This is a genomic window from Nocardioides aquaticus (genome assembly GCF_018459925.1).
Lineage (GTDB): Bacteria > Actinomycetota > Actinomycetes > Propionibacteriales > Nocardioidaceae > Nocardioides > Nocardioides aquaticus.
The window spans coordinates 2,333,069-2,358,522 of the sequence record NZ_CP075371.1 but is presented as its reverse complement, the minus strand read 5'-3'; the positions used below and the strand labels follow the sequence as shown (position 1 = coordinate 2,358,522).

Sequence of the window (25,454 nt, the reverse complement as noted above, 5' to 3'; positions counted from 1 at the left end):
CGACGTAGCGTCAGCGGATGACCCCGGACGAGGCAGGCGCGCTGGCCGAGGCCCTCCCCGGGGTCAGGCGCAAGGGGCACCCCGGCCACCCGGCCTGGTACGTCGACAACCGTCTGGTCGCCCGCCTGCTCGACGCCGGCACCCTCCTCGTCCGCGTCCCGATGGAGGAGCGGGACGCCCTGCTGGCTGCGCACCCGGAGGCGTTCGGGGTGCCTCCGCGGTTCGAGGCCCACCACAAGGTCGAGGCGTACCTCGACGACGCCGAGCCCGGGGCCGTGCGTACCGCGCTCGAGCTGGCGTGGCGGATGCAGCGACGCTGACGCGCTGATGGCCGGCGCCGCGGGGGACGCCGGCCGTACGGAGGGAACGGTCAGCGGCGCCGGGGCGGCGAGAACATCAGGACCACGATCGCGATCGTGACCACGACGCCGGCCGCGACCAGCACCTTGATCCCGGCGGGCACGTCGACGAAGAACGCCGGCAGCGAGGTCAGGGTGATCACGATGAGGCTCGCCGCGGTGAGCCGTGCGGCGGGACGGCTCCCCGAGCGCCACGCGACGACGGCGGCGACCAGGGCGACGACGGCGAGGACGGTGCAGACGACGAGGATCGCCATCGGCGGCCCCTCCTCGCCGTCGGGCGTGGGCAGCAGGGCGCTCGGGATGTTGGTGACGGCGTAGAAGACGGCCAGGCCGAGGCCGACCTTGTTCTTCGTGCTCCAGCCGACGCGGTCCTCGGTCCTGGCTGCGGTGGTGGTGGTGGTCATCGGAACTCCTTCGACGGGGTGCTGGGTGGACCCAGGCTGCTCGCCCGACGCACCCGCCGGCATCGGCGCGTGCTCCCGATCCTCCGGCAGATCTCCCGGTGCGGATAGGACCAGGATCCCGGGTCAATCCCGGCCCCCAGGCGCGACCATGGGCTCATGGGTCCGATCCGCGTCCTCCTGGTCGACGACCACCCGGTCGTACGGGGTGGGATGCGCGCGCTGCTGGAGTCGCTGCCCGACTACGACGTGGTGGGTGAGGCGAGCACCGGCGAGGCCGCCGTGACCGAGGTGGACCGCACCTCCCCCGACGTGGTGCCGATGGACGTCCGGCTGCCCGGGATCGACGGGCTGGAGGCCACTCGCCGGATCCGCGCCGCCCACCAAGAGGTCTCCGTCCTCGTGCTCACGATGTTCGACGACGACGACACTGTCTTCGGAGCCATGCGCGCCGGGGCGCAGGGCTACCTGCTCAAGGGTGCCGACCAGGTCGAGATCGACCGTGCTCTCCGCGCGGTGGTCGCCGGCGAGGCGATCTTCAGCCCCGGCGTCGCCCAGCGGGTGCTGGGCTACTTCGCCGCGCCGCCGCGTCCCGCGCAGCCGCCCGAGCCGTTCCCGGAGCTGACGGTCCGCGAGCGCGAGGTGCTCGACCTCGTCGCCGCCGGGAAGCGGAACCAGGCGATCGCCGACCAGCTCTTCCTCTCCCCCAAGACCGTGGCGAACCACATCTCCTCGATCTTCCACAAGCTCGCCGTCGCCGACCGGTCCGCCGCCATCGTCCGGGCACGCCAGGGCGGGCTGGGCGGACCGTGACCGCGGAGCTCGCCGCGGCCGCCTTCCTCGGCGTGGTGGCCACGGCGTCGGGTTGGGTCGTCGTTCGTAGCGGCAGGTCCCGTACGGCGGGGCTCGCCCTGCTCCTGGGCGGCGCGGTGACCGTCCTCGGGTCGGCCGCTGCCGTGCTCGACCTGGCCGGCGTCGCGCCGCCGGCGTACCGGCTCGCGGGGTGCCTGCTGCTGCCGGTCGCCGTGGTGGCCTACCCACGCCCGGGCTGGCGCGACCCGCTGTCCTTCGTCCTGACGGTGGTCGTCACGGCGGCAGGCGTGCTCGCCGTGACCTGGCCGGACACGGTCGAGCCGATGGGGTACGTCATCGTCCTCGCCCTCCTGGTCCACGCCTGGTGGGCCTTCGAGCGCGGCGACGCCGAGGACCGTCACGCGTTGACCTGGAGCACCCTGGCGTGGATCGGCGGCGGCCTCGTCGCGGGCTTCGTCGGCTTCCTGAGCGAGTCCGCCGGGACGGGTGGTGTGCCCGACCTCGACGCGGTCTACCTCGCCTGCCTGGCCGTCGGACCGGTGGCGATGGCCGTCGGCGCGGTCCGCCCCGAGGTGGTCGACGTCCGCGGCCTGGTGACGCGGGCGGTCGTCGACGCGACCGTGCTGCTCGGCTACGTCGCCGTCGCGATCGGCCTCACCGCGACGGTCGAGCTGGTCGGCGGGGCACCCCTGGCACCGACCCCGCTCGTCGTCCTCTGCGCCCTGCTCGCCTTCGGGGTGCAGCCGCTGCGGGTGCTGCTGCGCGGCGTCGTCGACCAGCTCCTGTTCGGCGACCGGCCGGACCCGCTGGTGGCCGCGACCTCGCTCGCCGACCAGATCGGCGACGACCCCTCCCGGGCGCTGGACGCCCTCCGCGAGGCGCTGGTCCTCCCCTACGCCAGCCTGCGCGTCGGTGGCGAGGTCCTGGCGACGTCCGGCACGGAGGTGACCCACACCCGCGTGCTCCCGCTCGTGCTCGGCCAGGACGAGATCGGCGAGGTCGAGGTCGGGCTGAGGACCGGCGACCTGGGGCTGGCCGCGCCGGACGCCGACGTGCTGCGGATCGTCGCGCCCCTGCTCGCCCAGACGCTGCGCGCGCGGGCGATGAGCCGGGACCTGCAGCGGTCCCGGGAGGCGGTCGTCACCGCGATCGAGGAGGAGCGGCGGCGGCTCCGCAACGACCTGCACGACGGGCTCGGACCGACGCTCAGCGGCGTCGCGTTCGCCACCGACGCCGCCCGCAACCAGCTCCGCTCCCACCCCGACAAGGCCGACGAGCTGCTCCGGCTCCTGCGCGCCGAGACCACCGGGGCGATCGCGGAGATCCGTCGCCTGGTCGAGGGGTTGCGTCCCCCCGCGCTCGACGAGCTGGGCCTGGTCGGCGCCATCCGGCAGCACGCGGCGACCCTCCACGGCGCCGCCGGCACGCGGCTCGACGTCCGGGTGGAGGTGCCGGACCGGCTCCCTGCGCTGCCGGCCGTGAGCGAGGTGGCGGCGTACCGGATCGTCGTGGAGGCGCTCACCAACGTCGCCCGGCACGCGGACGCCACCTCGGCCAGCGTCGAGATCGCGGTGCGCGGCGCGGACCTGAGGCTGACCGTCCGCGACGACGGCGCCTCGGACCGGCCGTGGACCGCGGGCGTCGGCATCTCCTCGATGCGACAGCGCGCGCAGGCGGTCGGCGGGAGCCTCCGGACGGGGACGGCCGGCGGCGGGGGGCTCGTCGAGGCCGGCATCCCGCTGCGGCACCCGGACTGAGTCGAGCGCCGAGGCAACCACCGGGGCGCAACGGGCGTCCTACCTGGGTGACGACCGACATGGCCAGGCATCCGACGAGGTGCTCCGTCCGTCGCGCGGTGACCGCGATGCTGGGCGCAGTCGCCACTGTCGCGCTCGCGGCGGGCTGCGCCGGCGAGCCGGCGACCGGCCCGGCCCCCGCGCCAGCACCCTCGTCGACAGCCACGCCCGACGAGGGGTCGACGACCGCAGACACCGCGGACACCGCGGACGGCCCTCCGGCGTTCGGCCGCGGCACGGGCCGTCGTACGAGCGACCCGTCCCGCAACGCCCTCCTCGTGCTGACGGACGTCCGGACCGGGGAGGCCCGGCGTTTCGACCGGGTCGTGCTGGAGTTCAGCGGCAGGGGGACGCCCGGCTACGTCGTCAACTACGTCGACCGGGCCGTCCACGACGGCAGCGGGCAGGTCGTCGACTTCGGCCGGGGCGCGGTCCTGGACGTCTACGCCTCCGGCACCACCGCGCCCGCCCCCGACTACTACGACGGCCCCCGGCGGCTCTCCCCGCTGGACGGCGACGTCCTCGACGGCCTGTTCATGGCGGGCACCTTCGAGGGCTTCACCCAGGTCCTCGCCGGGATCGACGGCGACCGCGCCCCCTTCCGGGTCTTCACCCTCACCTCACCGCCGCGCCTGGTCGTCGACGTGGCCGCGACGGAGTGAGGCGCCGGTCGAGCGGATCAGGCGATGACCAGGCGCAGCTCGCGGCCGAGGATCGCCCCCAGGCGTCCTGCCTCGAGCTCGATCTCCCCGACCGGCGGCGGGCTCTCCTCGAGCCAGGTCACCGTGAGGTCGTCGCCGCGGCGGGCCCACGTCCCCCGGACCACTCCCCCGACGACGACCGGGTTCGCCTTGCGCGTCATCAGCTCGCGCCGTGACGACGGCGTGACCTCGGCGGCCTTCGTGCCCGGGCCGATCACCCACGGGTCGTGGCCCGGCAGCAGCCGCACCGCCGTCGAGGGTCGCGCCGCGAGGAGGGAGTCGACGTCCTCGCGGACGACGTACGCCGTGGTGCCCTCGACGTCGACCGCGACGACTTCGTCGGCCAGCCCGGCGAACCAGCGCGTGAGCCGTGCGCGGCCGGCGCTGAGGCCCTCGCCGAGCCAGTACTGCAGGTGCTCGGGCGTCGCCGGGCCGTACGTGCGCAGGTAGGCGGTGATCGCCCACGGCCCCGCCGCCTCCAGGTCGGGTACGCCCGGCCACCGCGGGTTGGTGTCGAGGCGCTGGAGCGTGAGGCGACCGTCCCTCGGGGCGCCGATGCTCGCGTCGCCCTGCCAGGTCAGCGGCTTGATGAGCGTGCCGGCACCCTCCTCGAAGACCGGCAGGAGGTGCCGGTACGCGCGGTGCCGTGCCAGCGCCTGGCCGAGCTCGACCACAGTCAGCGGGCCGTCCGTCAGCGCCTCGCGGACCGCGGCCCGGAAGGCGGGCCAGTCGTCGGCGGTGAGCCGGTAGTGGTCGACCCAGCTCTTCCGCTCCCACTGCCTCCCCGCCGCGCGCAGCGCCAGGTAGGCCCCGGCGTCCTCCGGGGCGAGGTAGTGCACCGCGCCTCGGAAGGCGAACGCCTTGACCACCTCGCCGGTGCGGAGTGCGGCGGCGAGCTCGCCCGGCTCCGACGCGGCGCGGCGGGTGCGGACCACCAGCTCGGCGGCGGTCTCGTCCATCGACAGCACCGCGCCGAGGCGGCGTACGACACCGGCGACCGGCTCCGCGCCCACCGGGTCGAGCAGGTGGCGGTCCAGGCGCCAGGCGAGGACCTGGGGCCAGGTGAGGGACGCCTCGGTGCCCGTCGTCGTCACCACAGGACGGAGTCGTGGTCGGGGTGCGCGGGCCATGGCCTGTCGACGTCGAGCCCCCCGTCACCTCCGAGGTGCGCCAGCGCCGCCTCCTGAGACCGCGGAAGGGTCTCGGGCAGGCTGAGGGGCTGGGTCGCGTGGAAGTGGTAGGGCGACGTGTCATGCAGCGCGGTGAGAGCCAGGCCGCCCGGCTCGATGCCGAACCCCATGACCACGACGTCGCACTCCGGGGCGGCGCTGGTGAAGCCGGCCCACGCCCCTGCCCAGCGGAAGATCGAGGCGACCGCGCCCCGCCCGTCGATCGACCAGGTGGCCGTCGGCCACTCGTGGTGGTCCTTGGCGCGGCGCTCGGCGAAGCCGACGATGCGTTCGCGGTACTCGTCCGGCCGCTCGAGCGGAGCGGGCATGGTCCTCTCGACCAGCCCGAAGGTCGCCGTGAACGCCGCGTCGCCCGGGTCGGCCACCGGCTCGGGCTTGAAGTCGGCGTACCGGTCCTTGCGCAGCGTCGTGATCTCCAGCCACGGCCGCTCGGGGTCCCGCTCCTGCGTCCACCCGTGCTTGAGACGGATGCCGACCGCGGGATGCCCCAGAGGTCCCTCGACCGACGCCAGCCACCGGGGCGCGTCCCACCCCCCTGCGAGCCCGTACGGGGTGAAGGTGAGTGCCGGCCAACCCAGTCCCATGGCGTCGATCCTGGCACGGCTGTCGACGTGTGATCCGCGTCCACCAGGTGGAGGCAAACAACACGTCGACCAGCGCGACTACCCGGTGCGGGCCCAGGCGCCGTACAGGGGGTCGCCGCCCCCGCGCGGATCGGACCGCAGCGCGGTCGTCACCCCGTCGAAGCCGGCCTGCTCGAGGTAGGCCCGGACGATCGCGACCCGTCCGTCGTCGTCGGTGGCGAGCCACCCGCGGACCGCCTTGGTCGGGAAGCACCGGTTGCTGAAGGTGAGCACGACGACCCCGCCGGGCCGCAGCACCCGGCGGACCTCGCGCAGCACCGCGACCGGCCGGGTGAGGTAGTCGACCGACACGCAGCAGGTCACCGCGTCGAACGAGTCCTCGCCGAAGGGCAGCCGCGGGTCGACGTTGAGGTCCTGGACGACGACCTGCTCGGCCATCGGGTTCGCCTGCAGCTCGACGTCGTTCATCCCGAGCACGACGAGCCCTCCGCCCGGTTGCACGGACAGGTGGGACACCCAGGACGACATCAGGTCCAGGACCCTGCCGTCCGGCACCCCGAGCTCGTCGTACAGCGCGCCGACCGCGGCGATCGCGGCGTCGTCGAGATGGGTCACCAGGCGCGGCGGGACGTAGAACTCCGCGTCGTCACCGCTGTCCTGCCGGTCGAAGAAGCCGGGGGGCCACTCGTCGTCTGCCATGACCCGATCATGCCCCCGGCCCAGCAACAGGCTCGGGCAGGACGCTCAGGCCGCCCTCTCGACGGCCACCTCCGCGGCCTCGCCGAGCGCCCCGCGTACGACGTCCCGCACGTCGCCCACCACGTGCACCGTCAGCGCGGCGAGGACCTCCTCGGGCACGTCGTCCAGGTCGGGCTCGTTGCGGAGCGGGACGAACACCTCGGTCAGCCCGGCGCGCTGGGCGGCGAGCAGCTTCTGCTTCAGCCCGCCGATCGGCAGCACCCGTCCGTTGAGGGTCACCTCGCCGGTCATCCCGACCTCCGAGCGCACCGGGCGACCGGTGGCCAGCGACGTCAGCGCGGTGACCATCGTGATCCCGGCCGACGGGCCGTCCTTGGGCACCGCGCCGGCCGGCACGTGCAGGTGCACCGCGCGGTCGAAGAACGCCGGGTCGACGCCGAGCTCGTCGGCGTGCGCCGTGACGTAGGTCAGTGCGATCTGGGCGGACTCCTTCATCACCTCGCCCAGCTGGCCGGTGAGGGTCAGCCCGGGCGAGCCGCCGGGGCGTACCTCGTGGGCGGAGGCCTCGATGAAGAGCACGTCGCCCCCGAGCCCGGTCACGGCCAGGCCGGTCGCGACGCCGGGGACCGAGGTCCGCTCCGCCACCTCGGGCGTGAACCGCGGACGGCCGACCAGGTCCTTCAGGTCGGCGACGTCGACGTGCACCGGTCCACTCGCCTGGCCCGTGGCGAGCCGCGTGGCCGCCTTGCGCAGCAGCCGGGCGAGCAGGCGCTCCATCTGGCGTACGCCCGCCTCGCGGGTGTGGCTGGCGGCGAGCTCGTGCAGCGCCTCGTCGGTGACCGTGACCTCGTCGGGCGTCATCGCGGTGCGCTCGAGCTGACGGGGCAGCAGGTAGTCGCGGGCGATGGCGACCTTGTCGTCCTCGGTGTAGCCGTCGAGGGTGATCAGCTCCATCCGGTCCAGCAGGGCCTGCGGGATCTGCTCGACCACGTTGGCGGTGGCCAGGAAGAGCACGTCGGAGAGGTCCAGGTCGAGCTCGAGGTAGTGGTCGCGGAAGGTGTGGTTCTGCGCCGGGTCGAGCACCTCGAGCAGCGCGGCCGCGGGGTCGCCGCGGTGGTCCGCGCCGACCTTGTCGACCTCGTCGAGCAGGACGACCGGGTTCATCGAGCCGGCCTCCTTCACGGCGCGCACGATGCGACCGGGCAGGGCGCCGACGTAGGTGCGCCGGTGGCCGCGGATCTCGGCCTCGTCGCGCACCCCGCCGAGGGAGACGCGGACGAACTCGCGGCCTAGGGCGCGGGCCACGGACTCGCCCAACGACGTCTTACCGACGCCGGGAGGTCCCGCGAGCAGCATCACGGCGCCGGAGCCGCGTCCGCCGACGACCTGCAGGCCGCGCTCGGCGCGACGGGCGCGGACGGCGAGGTACTCGGTGATCCGGTCCTTGACCTCCTCGAGGCCGTGGTGGTCGGCGTCGAGCACGGCGCGGGCCGCGGCGACGTCGGTGGTGTCGTCGGTGCGCACCGACCAGGGCAGGTCGAGGACCGTGTCGAGCCAGGTCCGCAGGTAGGACGTCTCCGGGCTCTGGTCGCTGGCCCGCTCCAGCTTGTCGACCTCGCGCAGCATCGACGCGCGCACGGCGTCGGGGACCTGGGCGGCCTCGACCCGGGCGCGGTAGTCGTCGGCCCCCTCGGGCTCGCCCTCACCGAGCTCCTTGCGGATCGCGGCGAGCTGCTGGCGCAGCAGGAACTCGCGCTGGCTCTTCTCCATGCCCTCGGCGACGTCGTGGCCGATCTTGTCGGTCAGCTCCATCTCGGCGAGGTGCTCGCGGGTCCAGCCGACCACCAGCTCGAGGCGGGCGGCGACCTGCGCGGTCTCGAGCAGCTCACGCTTGCGCTCGGCGGACAGGTACGGCGCGTAGCCGGCGAGGTCGGCCAGCGCGCCCGGGTCGGTGACCCGCTGGACCTGGTCGATGACCTGCCAGGCCTCGCGCCGCTGGAGGGTGGCGACGACGAGGCGCTTGTACTCCTCGGCGAGGTCCTGGACCCGCCGGTCGTCCTTCGCGCCCACGTCGGCGGGCACCGGTTCGACCTCGACCCACAGCGCTGCGCCGGGGCCGGTCACGCCGGAGCCGATCCGGGCGCGCTGGTCGGCCTTGAGGATCGCCGCCTCGGTTCCGCCCTGCACGCGGCCGACGCGCTCGACGGTGGCCACGGCGCCGTACGCCGCGTAGCGGTCGTCCAGCCGGGGCGCGACCAGCAGCCGGCCGTCGCTGCCGGAGCGGGCGGCGTCGACCGTGGCGCGGGCCGCGTCGTCGAGCTCGATCGAGACGACCATGCCGGGCAGGACGACGAGGTCGGGGACGAAGAGGACCGGCAGCTTCTGGACGGGAGCGTCGGCGGGGGTGACGGGGTCGGACATGGATCCTCCAGGGACGGTGCGGGCGCACGTTGAGTGCGACCGACTCAACCTGCGTGACACGGCTGTGCTTCCGGTGTTCACCGAGGGCGAACCCCGGGGGTGGATCCGGGGGTGGATCCGGGCTGTCCGGGGTCCGTCCGGCGTGCGTCCCGGGGGCTGTCGGTGGCGCCGCCTAGGTTCATCGCATGCGGCTGCTGCACACCTCCGACTGGCACCTGGGCCGGTCCTTCCACCGGGAGGGCATGCTCGAGCACCAGGCCGCGTTCGTCGACCACCTGCTTGAGGTCGTCGCCTCCGAGGAGGTCGACGTGGTGCTGGTCGCCGGCGACGTCTACGACCGGGCGCTGCCGCCGGTCGACGCCGTCCGGCTTGCCGACGAGTCGCTGGCCCGGCTGGCCGCGTCGCGGGCCCGGGTCGTGCTGACCAGCGGCAACCACGACTCCGCCCAGCGGCTCGGGTTCAGCTCCCGGCTGATCGACGCCGCCGGCGTCCACATCCGTGCCGACGTGTCCGCGGTCGGGGTCCCCGTCCTGCTGGAGGACGAGCACGGCCCCGTCGCCGTCCACGGTCTGCCCTACCTCGACCCGCACACGGTCGCCGACGCGTGGGGCCTGCCGGTGCGCAGCCACGAGAGCGCGATGGCCGAGGCGATGCGCCGGGTCCGCGCCGACCTGGCCGCCCGCCCGGCCGGCACCCGCTCGGTCGTCCTGGCGCACGCGTTCGTGGCCGCCGGCGGCACCGCGCCCGAGGCCAGCGACTCCGAGCGCGACATCAGCGTCGGCGGGGTCTCGCTGGTGCCCGGGTCGGTCTTCGACGGCGTCGACTACGTCGCTCTCGGCCACCTGCACGGCCGCCGGGCGCTGACCGAGCGGCTGCGCTACTCCGGCTCGCCGCTGGCCTACTCCTTCTCCGAGGCCGAGCACCGCAAGGGCTCCTGGCTGGTCGACCTCGACGCCGCCGGCGGCGTGGACGCGACCTGGGTCGACGCCCCGGTCCCGCGCCCGCTGGCCCGGCTGCGCGGGTCGCTGGAGGAGCTGCTCGCCGACCCCCGGCATGCCGTGCACGAGGGGTCGTGGGTGGAGGCGACGCTCACCGACGCCAGCCGCCCGCTGCAGGCGATGGAGCAGCTGCGCCGACGCTTCCCGCACGCGCTGCTGCTGTCCTTCGCGACCCCTCCCCCGGGCCTGGCCGTCCTCGGCGACGGCGCCGCGCGCGGCACCCGGCGTACGGACCGGGAGCTGGCGACCGAGTTCCTGACCACGATGCGCGGAACCGACCCCGCTGACGCCGAGCTGGCCCTGCTGCACGACGCCGTCGACGCGTGCTGCGAGGACACCGACGTCGACACGCTGCTGAGGGCCGGGGCGGAGACCGACCCTGGGTCGGGGGTGGGCCGGTGAGGCTGCACGAGCTGGAGGTCGCGGCCTTCGGCCCGTTCACCGACGCCGTCACCGTCGACCTCGACGCGCTGGCCGAGGGCGGGCTGTTCCTGCTGTCCGGGCCGACCGGTGCGGGCAAGACCAGCGTCCTGGACGCGGTCTGCTTCGCGCTGTACGGCGAGGTCCCCGGGGACCGTGCAGCCGCCCGCCGGCTGCGCTCCGACCAGGCCGCCGAGGGAGCCGAGCCGCGCGTACGCCTGGTCGCCACGCTGGCCGGACGCCGCTTCGAGCTGACCCGCACCCCGGCCTGGCAGCGACCGAAGAAGCGCGGCACCGGCACCACGCCACAACAGGCCAGCGTCCGGGTCCGCGAGCGCGTGGACGGGTCCTGGACCACGCTCACCACCCGGCTCGACGAGGCCGGGCACCTGGTCACGACGCTGCTGGGGATGAACCTGGCCCAGTTCACGCAGGTCGCGATGCTGCCGCAGGGCAGGTTCCAGGCGTTCCTGCGCGCCGACTCCGACGAGCGGCAGAAGCTGCTCCAGCGTCTCTTCGGCACCGCCCGCTTCGAGCGGGCCGAGGCGTGGCTGCGCGAGCGCCGCAGCGACGCCCGTCGTGAGCACGACCGCGCCCACCTCGACCTCTCCGGCACCCTCGGCCGCGTCGCCGAGGTCGCCGACACCGACCTGCCGCCGTGGGACCTCGACGACCTGGCCGGGCCCGCCCGCACCGGCGAGGTCACCGGCTGGGCCCACGGTCTCGCGCAGGCGGCCGACGACGACCGCGCGCGGCTGGACGCCGGCCTGGACGAGGTCGCTGCGCGCGAGCACGAGGCCCGCACGGCGCTGGAGGCTGCCCGGGTCGAGGCCGAGCGGCTGGCCCGCCGTGCAGCCGCGGCGGCCGAGCTCGACGTCCTCCACGCACGGACCGTCGAGCACGACGAGGACGTGCGTCGGCTCGAGGCGGCCCGCCGCGCCGCTCCCGTCGCCCCCCTGCGCACGCGTCTGACCGCCGCGCTGGGGCAGCAACAGCGCGCCGAGGTCGACCGGACCGCGGCGTGGGCCGAGGCCGAGGACCTGCTCGGGCCCGCGCCGGTGGTGGTGGCGCAGCCGGAGGACGAGGCCGACGAGCCGACGTTGTTCGACCTCCCGGACACGCAGGAAGCGGAGAACGAGCCCCGGTGGTCGAGGAGCGAGCGCAGCGAGCGTCTCGAGACCTCCACCGCCCAGGACGACGCCGACCTCGCCTGGATGCGCGACCAGGCCGACGCGGCGCTCGCCGACGCCACCGCGGTGGACGCCGCGCGCCCCCTGGAGGCCCGTGCGCGTGAGGTCGCCGGCGCGCTGGTCTCGGTGCGCGAGGAGGTCAGCCGGCGGACCGCCCAGGTCACCGACCTGGTCGACGCCTGCGCCGGTGCCCCGGCCGAGCTGGCGGCGCTGCGCTCCCAGGCCGCCGGCGCCCAGCAGGCCGCGGTCCGCGCGGAGGCCGAGCGTCGTACCGTCCGCGAGCTCGAGGCGCGCAGCGCCGCAGCGCGCGACGCCGACCGGGTGCTGGCCCTGCTCGGCCCCGCCCGGCAGCGTCACGCCGACGCCCGCGACGAGGTCCTCGCGGCACGGGAGGTCCTCCTCGAGCTCCGCGAGTGCCGGATCGCCGGGATGGCCGCCGAGCTCGCGACCGGTCTCGCCGTCGGGGCGAGCTGCCCGGTCTGCGGCTCCGCCGAGCACCCCACCAAGGCCAGCCCCGCCCCCGGGTCGCCCGACGCGACCGCCGAGCGCCGCGCGCAGCACGACGTCGACCAGGCCAACGCCGTGGCGCACCTGCGCGACGAGGAGGCACGCGACCTCGAGAGCCGGCTGGCCGCCGCCCGGGCCCGCGCGGGCGACGACGAGACCGACGACCTCCTCGCCCGGACCGAGCAGGCCCGGGCGGCGTGCGCTGCCCTGGAGGCCGAGGCCGCCGGGCTCGAGCGGCACCACCGCGACCTCGACCGCGTCGAGCAGGAGCAGGACGCCCGCCAGCTCGCGCTGACCGAGGCCCGCGCCGCCCTGGTCCGGGCCGAGGAGCGCCGCACCTCCCTGGAGGAGCAGTCGACCGCCCTCGACGCCGAGCTGGCCACGGTCCGCGGCACGCACCCCGACCTCGACACCGCCGAGCGGCACCACCTCGACCGGGTCGGTACGGCCCGCCGGGCCGTGCGCGCCGCCGAGGCGCTGGCCGCGGCCCGCTCCCACGTCATCGCGGCCGCCGCCGACCTCGCCGCCGCAGCCGCGGAGGCCGGGTTCGGCTCGCCCGACGACGCCCGCGACGCCACCCTCCCCGGCGCCGACGTCGAGTCCCTCGACGCCCGCGTCCGTCGACACCGGGAGCGGCTGAGCGCCGTCACCGCGGTGCTGCGCGACACCGACCCCGCCCGTACGGCCCCCGACTCCACCGACTCCGCCGACTCCACCGGGCCCGCCGGGCCGCCGGACCTCCCGGCGCTCGAGGCGGCCCACCGCGCCGCCCTGGACCGGCTCGGCGACCACCGCGGCCGGCAGCGCCAGGTCGCCCACCGCGCCGCCCGGCTCGGGGAGCTCGACACCGAGGTCGCAGCCGCCGTGGCCCGGTGGACACCGCTGCGCGACGAGCTCGACCTGGTGTCGCGCCTGTCCACCTTCGCCGAGGGACGCAGCGCCGACAATCGCTGGCAGATCCGGTTCTCCGCCTACGTGCTGGCCTACCGGCTCAGCCAGGTCGTCGCCGCAGCCAACGTGCGGCTGGCCCGGATGAGCGACCAGCGCTACGCTCTCGAGCACACCGCCGACCGCGGCCGCGACCGTCGTGGCGGCCTGGGCCTGCTGGTGCGCGACGACTGGTCGGGGCTCTCGCGCAACCCCTCGACGCTCTCGGGCGGCGAGACCTTCGTGGTCTCGCTGGCGCTGGCGCTCGGGCTGTCCGACGTGATCACGGCCGAGGCCGGCGGCGTCGAGCTGGACACGCTCTTCGTCGACGAGGGGTTCGGGTCGCTGGACGCCGACACCCTCGACGACGTGATGGACACCCTCGACGCGCTGCGCGACGGCGGGCGGGTCGTCGGCGTGGTCAGCCACGTCGCGGAGATGCGCGACCGGATCCCGGTCCAGCTGCGCGTGACGAAGGCGCGCACCGGGTCGCGGCTGGCGATCCACCGGTGAGCGGCCCGGTAGATTCTCGGTCCATGAGCGGTCCCGTCCTCGATCCCACCTTCGCGGCGCTGCCGCACCGCCGGCTAGGCGAGGTCGCACTCGGCCGGGCCGAGCAGCTCGGCGCCACGCACGCCGACTTCCGCCTGGAGCGGGTCCGCTCCCAGCACCTCGGGGTGCGTGACGGGGTGCTCCAGGGCGCCAGCGACGCCGAGGACCTCGGCTTCGCGGTCCGCGTCCTGCACGGTGGCGCCTGGGGGTTCGCCTCCGGCGTGGTGCTGACCGAGGCCGAGGCGGTCGCCGTGGCCGAGCGGGCCGTCGGGGTGGCCCGGGTCGCGGCCACGATGACCACCGAGCCGGTCCGCCTCGCGCCGGAGCCGACGTACGACGACGTCACCTGGGTCTCGGACTACGACGTCGACCCGCTCGGTGTTCCCGTCGCCGAGAAGGCCGCCGTGCTCGTCGACTGGACCGCGCGGCTGCTGCGCAGCGACGCGGTCGACCACGCGACCGCGTTCCTGCTCCAGGTGCACGAGAACAAGTACTACGCCGACCTCGCCGGCACCCGGACCACGCAGCAGCGGGTGCGGCTGCAGCCCGGGTTCGAGGCGATGGGCTCCACCGCGACCTCCTTCGACGCGATGGCCAGCATCGCGCCGCCGGTCGGGCGCGGGTGGGAGTACTGCACCGGCACGCCGGCCCAGGGAGCCTGGGACTGGGACGCCGAGCTGGCCGAGGTGCCGGACCTGCTGGCCGAGAAGCTGGCGGCGCCGTCGGTCGAGCCGGGCACCTACGACCTCCTCGTGCACCCCTCCAACCTGTGGCTGACGATCCACGAGTCGATCGGGCACGCCACCGAGCTCGACCGGGCGCTCGGCTACGAGGCCAACTACGCCGGGACCTCGTTCGCCACCCCCGACCACCTCGGCACGCTGCGCTACGGCAGCGAGGTCATGCACGTCACCGGCGACCGGACGTACCCCCACGGCCTGTCGACCGTCGGCTACGACGACGAGGGGGTGCAGACCCAGTCGTGGGACATCGTCCGCGACGGGGTCCTGGTCGGCTACCAGCTCGACCGGGCGATGGGCGAGAGGATGCCCGAGCTCAACGGCGGCCGCTCCAACGGTTGCGCGTACGCCGACTCCCCCGGCCACGTCCCGGTCCAGCGGATGGCCAACGTCTCGCTGCAGCCGGACCCCGACGGCCCGTCGACCGAGGAGCTGGTCGGGCGGGTCGAGCGCGGCATCTACGTCGTCGGCGACAAGTCCTGGTCGATCGACATGCAGCGGTTCAACTTCCAGTTCACCGGCCAGCGGTTCTACGCCATCGAGGACGGCGAGCTGCGCGGCCAGCTGCGCGACGTGGCCTACCAGGCCACCACGACCGACTTCTGGGGCTCGCTCGAGGCCGTCGGCGGTCCGCAGACCTGGGTGCTGGGCGGGGCGTTCAACTGCGGCAAGGCCCAGCCCGGCCAGGTCGCGGCGGTCAGCCACGGGTGCCCCACGTCGTTGTTCCGCGGCGTCTCGATCCTCAACACCGCCGAGGAAGGAGGCCAGTGATGGCCACCGCCGGATCCGCTGCCGCACCGACCCCCCAGGACCTCGCCGAGCACGCGCTGGCCGCGAGCACCGCCGACGACTGCGTGGTCGTCGTCCGCGACGCCACCAGCGCGAACCTGCGCTGGGCCACCAACACCCTGACCACCAACGGTGTCATGCACGCCTCGTCGGTCACCGTCGTGTCCTTCGCGCGGTCCGCCGCCGGGACCGGCACCGGGTCGGTCACCTCCACCGCGACCACGCGCGACCAGGTCGAGGCCCTCGTGGCCGCCGCGGACGCCGCGGCACGCGCCTCCTCGCCGGCCGAGGACGTCGCCGAGCTGCTCGGGGACCGGGTGTCCGCGGACTGGGCCGACGCCCCCCAGCCGACCGACATCGAGGTGTACGCCACCGTGGCGCCCGCGCTCGGCGAGGCCTTCGGGCGTGCCCGGTCCGCCGGCCGGGTGCTCTACGGGTTCGTGCACCACGAGATGACCACGACCTACCTCGCCTCCAGCACCGGCCTGCGGCTGCGCCACGTCCAGCCCAACGGCCACGTCGGGGTGACCGGCAAGAGCGCCGACCTGACCCGCAGCGCCTGGGTCGGCGCCGCGACCCGCGACTTCACCGACGTCGACCCGCTGGCCCTTGACGACGAGCTGGCCAGGCGCCTGGCCTGGGCCGAGCGCCGCGTCGACCTCCCCGCCGGTCGCTACGACACGATCCTGCCGCCGACGGCCGTGGCCGACCTGATGATCGACGCCTACTGGTACGCCGGTGGCCGCGACGCCCACGAGGGCCAGTCGGTCTACAGCCGCCGCGGCGGCGGGACCCGCGTCGGCGAGTGCCTGGCGCGCCCCGGGGTCGGCCTGTGGTCCGACCCCGCCGCACCCGGTCTGGAGTGCGCGCCGTTCGCGCTGGCCACCTCGTCGTCCAACGAGTCGTCGGTCTTCGACAACGGGCTGCCGCTGGGACGCACCGACTGGCTGCGCGACGGCGAGCTGACCTCGCTGATCCAGACCCGGCACTCCGCGGCGATGACCGACCTGCCCGTGACGCCGTACGTCGACAACCTGCTGCTCGAGGTCGACGGCGCGAGCGGGAGCATCGACGACCTGGTCGCGGGCACCGAGCGCGGCCTGCTGCTGACCTGCCTCTGGTACATCCGCGAGGTCGACCCGCAGACCCTGCTGCTGACCGGCCTGACCCGCGACGGCGTCTACCTCGTCGAGGACGGGGAGGTGACCGGCGCGGTCAACAACTTCCGGTTCAACGAGAGCCCGGTCGACCTCCTCCGCCGGTTCAGCCACGCCGGTGCGACCGTGCCCGCCTTCAGCCGCGAGTGGGGCGACGACTACTTCTCCCGCACCGCGATGCCGCCGCTGCGGGTCCCGGACTTCAACATGTCCAGCGTCTCCCAGGCCCTCTGACCCGCCGAGATGACGCTCGCGGACAGCCGAGATGACGCTCGCGGCGCCTCGAGGTGACGGTTCCGGCGACCTCGGTGCCGCTCAGCGCACCCAGCCGCTCGTCTTGTCGCGGGCGACCGCGTCCCACAAGCGGGGCAGGTCGGCCTCGACGGCGTGCGCCGCGGACTCCTCGCGGGCGTGCAGCCGGCCCCAGGTGAAGGTCGGCTCCCCGGACTGCTCCGCCTCGTCGGCGAGGGTCCGCAGCAGCGCCCGGGTCTCGACGGTGTCCTGACGGTCCCCGAGCGCCGTGGTCAGCCGCTTGGCGCGTTTCGTGAGGCGGTCGGCGTCCGCGCCGAAGGCCGGTCGGGCGACCTCGGCGGCGTACCGCAGCCGCTTCACCGCCTTGCGCAGGTCGTGGACGGCCTCGTCACGCTCGCGCTCGGCGCGGGCGCCCGGCTCGCCGTCGGGCACGGCGTCCAGGCGGTCGGCGACGCGGGACAGCTCCTTGCGCAACCGCTTGGTCACGACCTTCGAGGCTCTCTTGTCCGCCCGGACGGTCCACGGTGGGGACTCGGCCAGCCGACGCACGGCCTCGACGAGCCGCGCGCAGCGGTCCGAGTCGAGGACGTCGTCGGCGGCACCGGTCGTCCTCCGCGCGGCCCGTTGGTGCGTCGCCAGCCGACGGCGTACGGGCCCCCGCACCAGGCGCGGCTCCTCCTCGTCCAGCAGCCGGCCCAGGCGCTCGCCGACCACCTCGACGTCGCGGCGCTCCCCCAGCGCCCGGGCCAGCCACCGGAGCTCGTCGCGCACCGGCTCGACCCGCTCGCGGTCGACCAGCGGTCGGTACGCCACCAGCACCGCGCGCAGCCGACGGCAGGTGGTGCGGGTGCGGTGCAGCCCGTCGTCCCGGTCCTCCCGCGCCGCGGCGACAGCGGCCGGGAGCCGCTCGGCGAGCTCGGTCAGCCGGCGATGCAGGACGTCACGGGCGGGTGAGTCGGGGTCGAGGTCGGCCACCGCCGCATTCTGGACCGGCGTACGCCCCCCGGCCACCACCCCGGCGCGCCGGAACCGTCACCTCGAGGCGCCGCGAGCGTCATCTCGGCTGTCCGGAAGCGTCATCTCGGCTCGGTGGGCGTGGGGATGGGGGCGCGGGGGTCGTACGGGACGCGGGTGTAGACGAAGGTCGCGCAGCCCAGGTGGCTGACCGAGCCGTCGGGGTGCCGCTCCACGCGCAGGGTCTCCCCGGTCAGGTAGCCGGTGGCACCGACGAAGACCTCCGGGTCGTCGGTGGGCGCGAAGGACATCGCGCGTCCCGGGCCGTCGGCCGGGGCCAGCTGCAGGTGGCTGCCGTCCCAGCGCAGCACCGACGGGGCGTGGCCCCAGTGCCAGGTGCCGAGCACCTCGCGCACCACCTCCGGCACAGGTGCCGTCGTCGGGCTCCACTCGCGTGGCAGCGGCGGTTCGGCGTCCAGCACCGTCTCCAACAGCTCGCGGGTGGCGCCGCCCAGGCCGTACGCCCCGTTGGTCAGCACCACCGCGCCGGTGCGCGAGTCGACGTCGACCAGGACGCCGCAGGTGAAGCCGGGCATCGAGCCGCCGTGGCCCACCAGCATCCGTCCGCCGGCGACGGTCACCGAGACCCCCAGCCCGTACGACGAGCCCGACCGGTCCCCGGGCGTGCTCGCCTGCGGGGTCCGCATCGCCACCAGCGACTCCTCGGTCAGCACCGAGGCGTCCGGGTCGACCAGCGCGGACAGCCAGGTGCCGAGGTCGGTCACGGTGCTCCACAGCTGACCGGCCGGTGCCATCGCCCCGGTGTCGGGCAGCGGCTCGGCGACCAGCTCGCCGGTGAGGGCGTCGACGGCCCAGCCCCGGGCGTACGGCTCCTCGAACTGGTAGGTCGTCCGGGTCATCCCCAGGGGGCCGAGGACCTGCTCGGAGAGCGCCGCCCACCACGACGACCCGGCCACCTCGGCCGCGACCTCGCCGAGGACCCCGAAGCCGAGGTTGGAGTAGTGGTGCTGCGAGCCGGTCTCCAGGACCCGCTCGGCGCCGGCGTGCGCGGCGACCAGGGCAGCCCGGTCGCCACCGGTGGAGCGCTCCCACCAGGTGCCGTGCGGCTCGGCGGTGATCCCGGCCGAGTGCGACAGCAGCGAGCGCAGGGTCGCGTCGGCGAACGGCCCGTCGGGCAGGAAGCGCCCGACCGTGTCGTCGAGCGCCAGGTCGCCGCGCTCGCGGGCCAGCATGACCAGCACCGCGGTCATCGTCTTGGTGACCGAGCCGATCTTGTACTGCGTGCCGGCGTCCGGGCGGGCGCCGGTGGTCGACGGCGCGGTCACCGAGGTGCCGCGACCGGCGCTCCAGACGACGTCGCCCTCACGGACGACGCCGCCCACCAGTGACGGGATCCGCCCGGTGGCCTGGGCGCGGGCCAGCACGCCCACGGCCGCCCGGGCCGTGGGCTCCAGCAGGGCGCTCACCCCTCGGACCCCACCGGCTCCACCGGCTCCGCGAACGCCTCGAGCGGCGGGCACGAGCAGGTCAGGTTGCGGTCGCCGTAGGCCTGGTCGATCCGGCCCACCGGCGGCCAGTACTTGTCGGGGTCGATCCCGTTCGGGAAGACCGCGAGCTGCCGGTCGTAGGCCCGGTCCCACTCGCCCACCAGGGCGCGCGAGGTGTGCGGGGCGCCGCGCAGCGGCGAGTCCTCGGCGCTCCACTCCCCCGCCTCGACCCGACGGACCTCGTCGCGGATCGCGATCATCGCCTCGCAGAACCGGTCGATCTCGGCGAGGTCCTCGGACTCCGTCGGCTCGACCATCAGCGTGCCGGCGACCGGGAAGGACATGGTCGGGGCGTGGAAGCCGTAGTCGACCAGGCGCTTGGCGACGTCGTCGACGCTGACACCGGTCTCCTTGGTGAGCCCGCGCAGGTCGAGGATGCACTCGTGCGCGACCAGGCCGTTGTGACCGCGGTAGAGCACCGGGAAGTGTTCGCCGAGGCGCGCCGCGACGTAGTTCGCGGCCAGCACGGCCACCGAGGTGGCGCGGGTCAGGCCCTCGCCGCCCATCATCCGCACGTAGGCCCACGAGATAGGCAGGATGCCGGCCGAGCCGTAGGGCGCGGCGCTGATCGGGCCGATGCCGTCGCGCTTGTCCACCTCGGGGTGGGCCGCGTGGGAGGGCAGGTACGGCGCGAGGTGCTCGCGCACCGCGACCGGGCCGACCCCGGGGCCGCCGCCGCCGTGCGGGATGCAGAAGGTCTTGTGCAGGTTCAGGTGCGACACGTCGCCACCGAACTCGCCCGGCTTGGCGTGCCCGAGCAGCGCGTTGAGGTTGGCGCCGTCGACGTAGACCTGGCCGCCGTGCTGGTGCACCACGTCGCAGAGCTCGCCGATGGTGTCCTCGTACGCCCCGTGGGTCGAGGGGTAGGTGACCATGATCGCGGCCAGCGTGTCCGCGTGCTGCTCGCACTTGGCACGCAGGTCGGCCAGGTCCACCCCGCCGGCCTCGTCGGCCGCGACGACCACCACGCGCATCCCGGCCATCACCGCGGAGGCGGCGTTGGTGCCGTGGGCCGAGGACGGGATCAGGCACACGTCGCGCGACTCGTCGCCGCGGCCCAGGTGGTAGCCCCGGATCGCCAGCAGCCCGGCCAGCTCGCCCTGCGAGCCGGCGTTCGGCTGGATCGAGACGCGGTCGTAGCCGGTCACCTCGGCCAGCCAGCCCTCCAGCTGGTCGACCAGCATCCGGTAGCCCAGCGCGTCCTCGGCCGGTGCGAACGGGTGCAGGTCGGCGAAGCCCGGCAGCGAGACCGGCTCCATCTCGGTGGTCGCGTTCAGCTTCATCGTGCAGGAGCCGAGCGGGATCATCCCGCGGTCGAGGGCGTAGTCGCGGTTCGAGAGCCGGCGCAGGTAGCGCAGCATCTGCGTCTCGCTGCGGTGGGTGCGGAACACCTCGTGCGTCAGGAACTCGGTGCGCCGGGCCAGCGGCTCGGGCAGCGCGTCCGGCGTGGCCTGGTCGAGCGCGTCGAGGGCCTCGGCGTCCGGCACGTCCACGCCGAAGGCCTCGAGCACCCGGGCCAGGGTGCCGGCGGTGGTGACCTCGGAGGTGGACACCCCGACGGTGTCGCCGTCGACGCGGCGCAGCTGCACGCCGAGCCCGCGGGCGGCGGAGACGACCTCGTCGGCCCGGCCGGGCACCGGCACCTCGAGGGTGTCGAAGAACTGCTCGTGGGCCACCGCGATGCCGCCGCGGCCGAGCGCGGCGGCGAGGACGGCGGCGTACCGGTGGGTGCGGTGCGCGATCGTGCGCAGCCCGTCGGCGCCGTGGTAGACGGCATACATCGAGGCCACCACGGCCAGCAGCACCTGCGCGGTGCAGATGTTCGAGGTCGCCTTGTCCCGGCGGATGTGCTGCTCGCGGGTCTGCAGGGCCAGGCGGTACGCCGGGCGCCCGGTCGCGTCGACGGACACACCGACCAGCCGGCCCGGCAGGTGCCGCTCGAGGCCGGCGCGCACGGCCATGAACCCGGCGTGCGGGCCGCCGTAGAAGAGCGGGACGCCGAAGCGCTGCGAGGAGCCGACGGCGACGTCGGCGCCGAGCTCGCCGGGGCTCTCCAGCAGGGTCAGCCCGAGCAGGTCGGCGGCGACGACGGCCAGGCCGCCGCGCTCGTGGGTCTGCTCGATCACCGTGCGGGGGTCGAGGACCCGCCCGGAGGCGCCGGGGTACTGCACCAGCGTCCCGCAGACCCGCTCGAGGTCGGCGGGCAGACCGTCGGTGAGGTCCGCGACGACGACCTCGATGCCCAGCCCGGCCGCCCGGGTGCGGACGACGTCGATGGTCTGCGGCAGCGCGTCGGCGTCGACGACGAACGGGCCGGTGGACTTGCGGTCGGCGCGACGCACGAGCGTCATCGCCTCCGCGGCGGCGGTGCCCTCGTCGAGCAACGACGCCCCGGCGGTGGGCAGCCCGGTCAGGTCGGCGACGGCGGTCTGGAAGTTGATCAGCGCCTCGAGGCGGCCCTGGGAGATCTCGGGCTGGTACGGCGTGTAGGCGGTGTACCAGCTGGGGTCCTCCAGCACGTTGCGGCGGATCACCGCCGGCGTCAGCGTGGCGTGGTAGCCCAGGCCGATCATCGCCTCGCCCGGGGCGTTCGCGGCGGCCATCTCGCGCAGCTCGCGCGCCGTGGTCTCCTCCGACGCGGCGGGGGGCAGGTCGAGCGCGGCCTGGGCCCGGATGCCGCCGGGCACGGCGGCCAGCATCAGCTCGTCGAGCGTGGCGTAGCCGAGGCGGTCCAGCATGGTGGCCACCTCGTGCTCCCGGGGGCCGATGTGGCGGGAGACGAACGGCGAGGCCGCGTCGAGCTCGGAGAGACGGGGCAGGTCGGACACGCGGGCTCCTGGAGGGACGAGAGTGGATGGGCGCACTCGTTCACCTCCCCCTCTGTCACCCCGTCGTCGGAGCTCCAGAGCTGCCTTCTCCGCACGGTCCGGGCGCCTGAGAGGTTCCGGGGAGGATTTGCCCCTTCGGCGCTTCCCACCGTGACCCGGTCACCCGGGGCTGCGGCGGCAAGACTCTCCCGTGCGGGATCGTCAGCAGGTCGAGCCTAGCCCACGAGTCAGGCCCGACCGGTCGTACGGGCGGTTCTGGTCGGGCGGGTCAGCCGGTCTTGCGGGCGGCGCGGCGGGCCGCGAGCTCGTCGCGGGCGCTGGGCGCGGCGCCCGGCTCGGCCGCACGCTCGCTGGGCAGCTGGGCCAGCGTGCCCTCGATCTCGCGCCAGACACCGCCGATCGCGATCCCGAAGACGCCCTGCCCGCCCTGGAGCAGGTCGATGACCTCGTCGTTGCTGGTGCACTCGTAGACCGAGGCACCGTCGCTCATCAAGGTGACCTGGGTCAGGTCGTCGGTGCCGCGCTCGCGCAGGTGCGAGACCGCGGTCCGGATCTGCTGCAGCGAGATGCCGGCGTCGAGCAGGCGCTTGATCACCTTGAGGATCAAGATGTCGCGGAAGGAGTACAGCCGCTGCGAGCCGGACCCGGAGGCGCCGCGCACGGTCGGCTCGATCAGGCCGGTGCGGGCCCAGTAGTCGAGCTGGCGGTAGGTGATCCCGGCGGCGTTGCAGGCCGTGGGCCCGCGGTAGCCGACGTCGCTGGGCAGCGGCGAGACGTCGTCGGTGAAGAGCAGGCCCTGCTCCTCGGCGAGCGCCGTGGCGTGGACGCCTACGGGGTCGGGCTGGGTGGCACTGCTGGCTGCCCCGGGGGGCTTCTGCTCGGTCACGCGGTCCTCCGTCGGTCTGCTCCGTGCAGGGTAGCTCCCAGGAAAGCCGTGCGGACCGGTCGGGCCGGTCGCACCACAGCGGTGGAGTTACATACGGAGGACTTCAAGGTAGGACCCCGTCGCAGCGGGGTCAACGACAGCAGCCCCGCGTGTCGCCGACCCTCACCCTCAACCTGAGGGTGAGGGGTTTGGCAGCGAGAAGGCGCAGCTGTAACGCTGTGTTACATCCTCTGGTGCAGCGTCATGACGCTGCAGGAGACGAAGTAACACAGCGTTACAGCGGGCCCGGGGGCTGTGCGCGGCCGCGGCGCCCGCGCACGCAGCGCCCCGGGTACGCCGCGGCGCACCCGGTCCCCCGACGACCCGGTCAGGCGGGGTCGAAGTCCTCGGGCGTGACGTGGTCGAGGAACTCGCGGAACTTCTCGACCTCGTCCTCCTGCTCGGCCGGGACGGCCAGGCCGGCCTCGTCGAGCACCTCGTCGGCGCACACGATCCGGGTGCCGGTGCGCAGGGCGAGCGCGATCGAGTCCGACGGGCGTGCGCTGACCTCGGCGCCGGAGCCGAGCACGAGCAGCGCGAAGAAGACGCCGTCCTTGACCTCGGTGATGCGGACCTCGGTCAGCTCGTTGCCGGTGGCCTCGAGCACGTCCTTCATCAGGTCGTGCGTGAGCGGGCGCGGCGGGACGACGCCCTGCTGGGCGAAGGCGATCGCGGTGGCCTCGACCGCACCGATCCAGATCGGCAGGTAGCGCTCCCCCGAGACCTCACGCAGCAGCACCAACGGCTGGCTGGAGGGCATCTCGACACGGACACCCATGACATCTACTACGCGCACGTCGTCACCTTACTCCGCACCGGTGGGCGGTCAGCGGCGGCGCAGACCCGCCTTCACGAGCGTGGCGTGCAGGCGCACGGTCAGCGCCGCCACCTCCGAGGCCGTCTCGTGCGCACGGGCGCTCGCAGCCGGGTCGCGGGACCCGCGGGCGGTCGCGGTCACCTGCTCCACCAGGCCCACCTCACGGTCCGCGGCGGTGCGGAACGCACGCAGGTGACGGGGCTCGATGCCGAAGTCGGAGAGGTCGCGCGCGGTCCGCGCCACCACCAGCGCGTCGGCGTCGTAGTGGCGGGTCCCCGGCCGGACGGCGAGCAGGCCGAACTGCTCGAGCTGGTCGAGCAGGTCCTCGTCGATCTCGGCGATCTTGACCAGCTCGCGCCGGGACAGGCGCAGGTCGTCGCGCCGGTTGAACGACGCCGCGCTCGGCAACCCGTCGGCGGCCAGGGCCACGACCGGCACCGTGGGCACCACGGAGTCGATCGGCGGCGGGGCCAGGCCGCGGTCCAGGGCGTCGAGGTGCTCCCCGATCACCTTCAGCGGCAGGTAGTGGTCGCGCTGCATCCGCAGCACGTACCGCAGCCGCTCGACGTCGGCGTCGCTGAACTTGCGGTACCCCGCCGGGGTCCGCTCGGGCTTGATCAGGCCCTTGTCCTCGAGGAAGCGGATCTTGGGGATCGTCACCGAGGGGTAGTCGGGGCGCAGCAGGTCGAGCACCTGCCCGATGTTGTGACGGGCGACGCCGGAGGCACCCTCCCCGGGTGCGGTGGCCGCGCGAGGCGTCCGGTCCATGCCGAGCGACCTCAGCTGCGGTCGTGGCCGGAGAAGAACACCAGGCGGTACTTGCCGATCTGGACCTCGTCACCGTCGTTGAGCCGGACCTTCTCGATCCGGTCGCGGTTGACGTACGTGCCGTTCAGGCTGCCCGCGTCGGCCACCGAGAAGGAGTCGCCCTCCCGGGTGAACACCGCGTGGCGGCGCGAGACGGTGACGTCGTCGAGGAAGATGCTGCTGTCCTGGTGGCGACCGGCCTCGATCACGTCGCTGTCGAGCAGGAACCGGCTGCCGGAGCCGGGGCCCTTCTGCACGACGAGCAGGGCGTGACCCAGCGGGAGCGCGTCGACCGCGGCCGCGTCGACGGCCCGCAGCCCGTCGGAGGTGTCGGTCTTGGCTCCGTCGCCGCCGGGGCTCACGGCGCCGACCTGGATGGTCGCGGTGGTCTCCCCCGGCGTCTCACCACCGGCGGGGGCGTCGACGCCGACCAGCCGGGTGCCGCACTGGGCGCAGAAACGCGCGTCGTCGGGGTTCTGGCGACCGCAGGCGGTGCAGAACGGCATGGGTGCTCCTCGTTCGGTGATCGGTGTGCTGATGGCCGCACCTCAACCCTCACCAGAGGCTTGAGGTGCGTGAAACCTACCAGCAGCCCGAGCGGCCCGGCAGGGTCCCTGACGGACGTCCTCGGACGCCCCCACCCGGGATCAGGCGTCGGTGTGGGAGGCGTACGCCGCGGCGTCGAGGAGCGCGTCGAGCTGGCCGTCGGTGGACGGGACGACCTCGAACAACCAGCCCCCGCCGTACGGGTCGGAGTTGACCAGCTCGGGGGTCGCGTCCAGCGCCTCGTTGCGAGCCACGACCTCGCCGCTGACGGGGGCGTAGACGTCGGAGACCGACTTGGTCGACTCGAGCTCGCCGCAGGTGCCGCCGGCCTCGATCGTCTCGCCGACCTCGGGCAGCTGGACGTAGACGATGTCGCCGAGCGCCTCCTGGGCGTAGTCGGTGATGCCGACCCGGACCGAGCCCTCGGCCTCGCCGGGGCGACGCAACCACTCGTGCTCGGGGGTGTACAGCAGGTCGTCGGGGTTCACGCTGGCTCCTCGGGGACGGGAC

The 25,454-nt window shown here is 74.6% G+C and carries 21 protein-coding genes and 1 riboswitch; of the genes, 8 read left to right on the top strand and 13 right to left on the bottom strand.

Translation table 11 applies throughout. The annotated features are described in order from the left end of the window. Window positions 1-17 precede the first annotated feature (17 nt). Window positions 18-320, top strand: a complete 303-nt coding sequence (locus ENKNEFLB_RS11380) for a hypothetical protein (RefSeq protein ID WP_214055541.1) — start codon at window positions 18-20, stop codon at window positions 318-320. A gap of 50 nt (window positions 321-370) precedes the next feature. Here ENKNEFLB_RS11380 and ENKNEFLB_RS11375 read toward each other — a convergent pair whose 3' ends face one another. Then, window positions 371-766: a hypothetical protein gene (locus ENKNEFLB_RS11375; protein ID WP_214055540.1), complete on the bottom strand. Its 396-nt coding sequence runs from the start codon at window positions 764-766 to the stop codon at window positions 371-373. A 156-nt stretch (window positions 767-922) separates the two neighbouring features. Between ENKNEFLB_RS11375 and ENKNEFLB_RS11370 the strand changes: the two genes are divergently transcribed. The 3 genes from ENKNEFLB_RS11370 to ENKNEFLB_RS11360 all read left to right on the top strand — a co-directional run bounded on the left by ENKNEFLB_RS11370 (window position 923) and on the right by ENKNEFLB_RS11360 (window position 4,034). Continuing rightward, on the top strand, window positions 923-1,576 hold the full coding sequence (locus tag ENKNEFLB_RS11370; protein ID WP_214055539.1) for a response regulator transcription factor: 654 nt from the start codon (window positions 923-925) through the stop codon (window positions 1,574-1,576). Next, window positions 1,573-3,333: a sensor histidine kinase gene (locus ENKNEFLB_RS11365; protein WP_214055538.1), complete on the top strand. Its 1,761-nt coding sequence runs from the start codon at window positions 1,573-1,575 to the stop codon at window positions 3,331-3,333. The genes ENKNEFLB_RS11370 and ENKNEFLB_RS11365 overlap by 4 nt, the downstream gene beginning before the upstream one ends. A gap of 107 nt (window positions 3,334-3,440) precedes the next feature. Next, window positions 3,441-4,034: an AMIN-like domain-containing (lipo)protein gene (locus ENKNEFLB_RS11360; protein ID WP_420830551.1), complete on the top strand. Its 594-nt coding sequence runs from the start codon at window positions 3,441-3,443 to the stop codon at window positions 4,032-4,034. Window positions 4,035-4,051: 17 nt separating this feature from the next. Here ENKNEFLB_RS11360 and ENKNEFLB_RS11355 read toward each other — a convergent pair whose 3' ends face one another. The 4 genes from ENKNEFLB_RS11355 to lon all read right to left on the bottom strand — a co-directional run bounded on the left by ENKNEFLB_RS11355 (window position 4,052) and on the right by lon (window position 8,967). Next, window positions 4,052-5,167, bottom strand: coding sequence for a DNA glycosylase AlkZ-like family protein (locus ENKNEFLB_RS11355; protein ID WP_246535483.1), 1,116 nt, complete (start codon window positions 5,165-5,167; stop codon window positions 4,052-4,054). Next, window positions 5,164-5,847: a hypothetical protein gene (locus ENKNEFLB_RS11350; RefSeq protein WP_214055535.1), complete on the bottom strand. Its 684-nt coding sequence runs from the start codon at window positions 5,845-5,847 to the stop codon at window positions 5,164-5,166. The genes ENKNEFLB_RS11355 and ENKNEFLB_RS11350 overlap by 4 nt, the downstream gene beginning before the upstream one ends. Before the next feature lie 78 nt (window positions 5,848-5,925). Next, window positions 5,926-6,546 carry a methyltransferase domain-containing protein gene (locus ENKNEFLB_RS11345; protein ID WP_214055534.1) on the bottom strand — a complete coding sequence of 207 codons (621 nt, stop codon included), beginning with the start codon at window positions 6,544-6,546 and terminating at the stop codon, window positions 5,926-5,928. A 45-nt stretch (window positions 6,547-6,591) separates the two neighbouring features. Beyond that, the gene (gene lon, locus ENKNEFLB_RS11340; protein ID WP_214055533.1) at window positions 6,592-8,967 is read right to left on the bottom strand and encodes an endopeptidase La; all 2,376 of its coding nucleotides are present in this window, start codon (window positions 8,965-8,967) and stop codon (window positions 6,592-6,594) included. 185 nt (window positions 8,968-9,152) lie between these two features. Here lon and ENKNEFLB_RS11335 point away from each other — a divergent pair, with 185 nt between their 5' ends. Genes ENKNEFLB_RS11335 through ENKNEFLB_RS11320 form a run of 4 tightly spaced genes read left to right on the top strand, consistent with a single transcriptional unit; the run spans window position 9,153 to window position 16,481 of the window. Next, window positions 9,153-10,367 carry an exonuclease SbcCD subunit D gene (locus tag ENKNEFLB_RS11335; protein ID WP_214055532.1) on the top strand — a complete coding sequence of 405 codons (1,215 nt, stop codon included), beginning with the start codon at window positions 9,153-9,155 and terminating at the stop codon, window positions 10,365-10,367. After that, window positions 10,364-13,522, top strand: coding sequence for an AAA family ATPase (locus ENKNEFLB_RS11330; protein ID WP_214055531.1), 3,159 nt, complete (start codon window positions 10,364-10,366; stop codon window positions 13,520-13,522). The genes ENKNEFLB_RS11335 and ENKNEFLB_RS11330 overlap by 4 nt, the downstream gene beginning before the upstream one ends. A gap of 23 nt (window positions 13,523-13,545) precedes the next feature. After that, entirely contained in the window at window positions 13,546-15,072 is a 1,527-nt protein-coding gene (locus ENKNEFLB_RS11325) for a TldD/PmbA family protein (RefSeq protein ID WP_214055530.1), read from the top strand. Then, complete coding sequence (locus ENKNEFLB_RS11320; RefSeq protein WP_214055529.1) at window positions 15,072-16,481, top strand: metallopeptidase TldD-related protein; 1,410 nt, start codon at window positions 15,072-15,074, stop codon at window positions 16,479-16,481. Before ENKNEFLB_RS11325 ends, ENKNEFLB_RS11320 begins: the two co-directional genes overlap by 1 nt. Window positions 16,482-16,562: 81 nt before the next feature. Here the strand turns inward: ENKNEFLB_RS11320 and ENKNEFLB_RS11315 are convergent, their stop codons facing one another. The 8 genes from ENKNEFLB_RS11315 to gcvH all read right to left on the bottom strand — a co-directional run bounded on the left by ENKNEFLB_RS11315 (window position 16,563) and on the right by gcvH (window position 25,432). Next, window positions 16,563-17,474, bottom strand: a complete 912-nt coding sequence (locus ENKNEFLB_RS11315; RefSeq protein ID WP_214055528.1) for a CHAD domain-containing protein — start codon at window positions 17,472-17,474, stop codon at window positions 16,563-16,565. 101 nt (window positions 17,475-17,575) lie between these two features. Continuing rightward, on the bottom strand, window positions 17,576-18,940 hold the full coding sequence (locus ENKNEFLB_RS11310) for a serine hydrolase domain-containing protein (RefSeq protein WP_214055527.1): 1,365 nt from the start codon (window positions 18,938-18,940) through the stop codon (window positions 17,576-17,578). Beyond that, window positions 18,937-21,759 carry an aminomethyl-transferring glycine dehydrogenase gene (gene gcvP / locus ENKNEFLB_RS11305; protein ID WP_420830550.1) on the bottom strand — a complete coding sequence of 941 codons (2,823 nt, stop codon included), beginning with the start codon at window positions 21,757-21,759 and terminating at the stop codon, window positions 18,937-18,939. The genes ENKNEFLB_RS11310 and gcvP overlap by 4 nt, the downstream gene beginning before the upstream one ends. A 174-nt stretch (window positions 21,760-21,933) precedes the next feature. Continuing rightward, a riboswitch (glycine riboswitch) is annotated at window positions 21,934-22,050 on the bottom strand. A gap of 67 nt (window positions 22,051-22,117) precedes the next feature. After that, complete coding sequence (locus tag ENKNEFLB_RS11300; RefSeq protein ID WP_246536007.1) at window positions 22,118-22,642, bottom strand: MerR family transcriptional regulator; 525 nt, start codon at window positions 22,640-22,642, stop codon at window positions 22,118-22,120. Between the two features lie 460 nt (window positions 22,643-23,102). Further along, window positions 23,103-23,552: a bifunctional nuclease family protein gene (locus tag ENKNEFLB_RS11295; protein ID WP_246535482.1), complete on the bottom strand. Its 450-nt coding sequence runs from the start codon at window positions 23,550-23,552 to the stop codon at window positions 23,103-23,105. Window positions 23,553-23,600: 48 nt separating this feature from the next. Beyond that, window positions 23,601-24,359 carry a transcriptional regulator FtsR gene (gene ftsR / locus ENKNEFLB_RS11290; protein WP_214055523.1) on the bottom strand — a complete coding sequence of 253 codons (759 nt, stop codon included), beginning with the start codon at window positions 24,357-24,359 and terminating at the stop codon, window positions 23,601-23,603. An 11-nt stretch (window positions 24,360-24,370) separates the two neighbouring features. Next, a complete protein-coding gene (locus ENKNEFLB_RS11285) occupies window positions 24,371-24,904 on the bottom strand; it encodes an FHA domain-containing protein (protein WP_214055522.1) in 534 nt (177 codons plus the stop codon). A 141-nt stretch (window positions 24,905-25,045) separates the two neighbouring features. Next, window positions 25,046-25,432 (bottom strand): glycine cleavage system protein GcvH, encoded by a 387-nt coding sequence (gene gcvH, locus ENKNEFLB_RS11280; protein ID WP_214055521.1) that lies wholly within the window; start codon window positions 25,430-25,432, stop codon window positions 25,046-25,048. Window positions 25,433-25,454 lie beyond the last annotated feature (22 nt).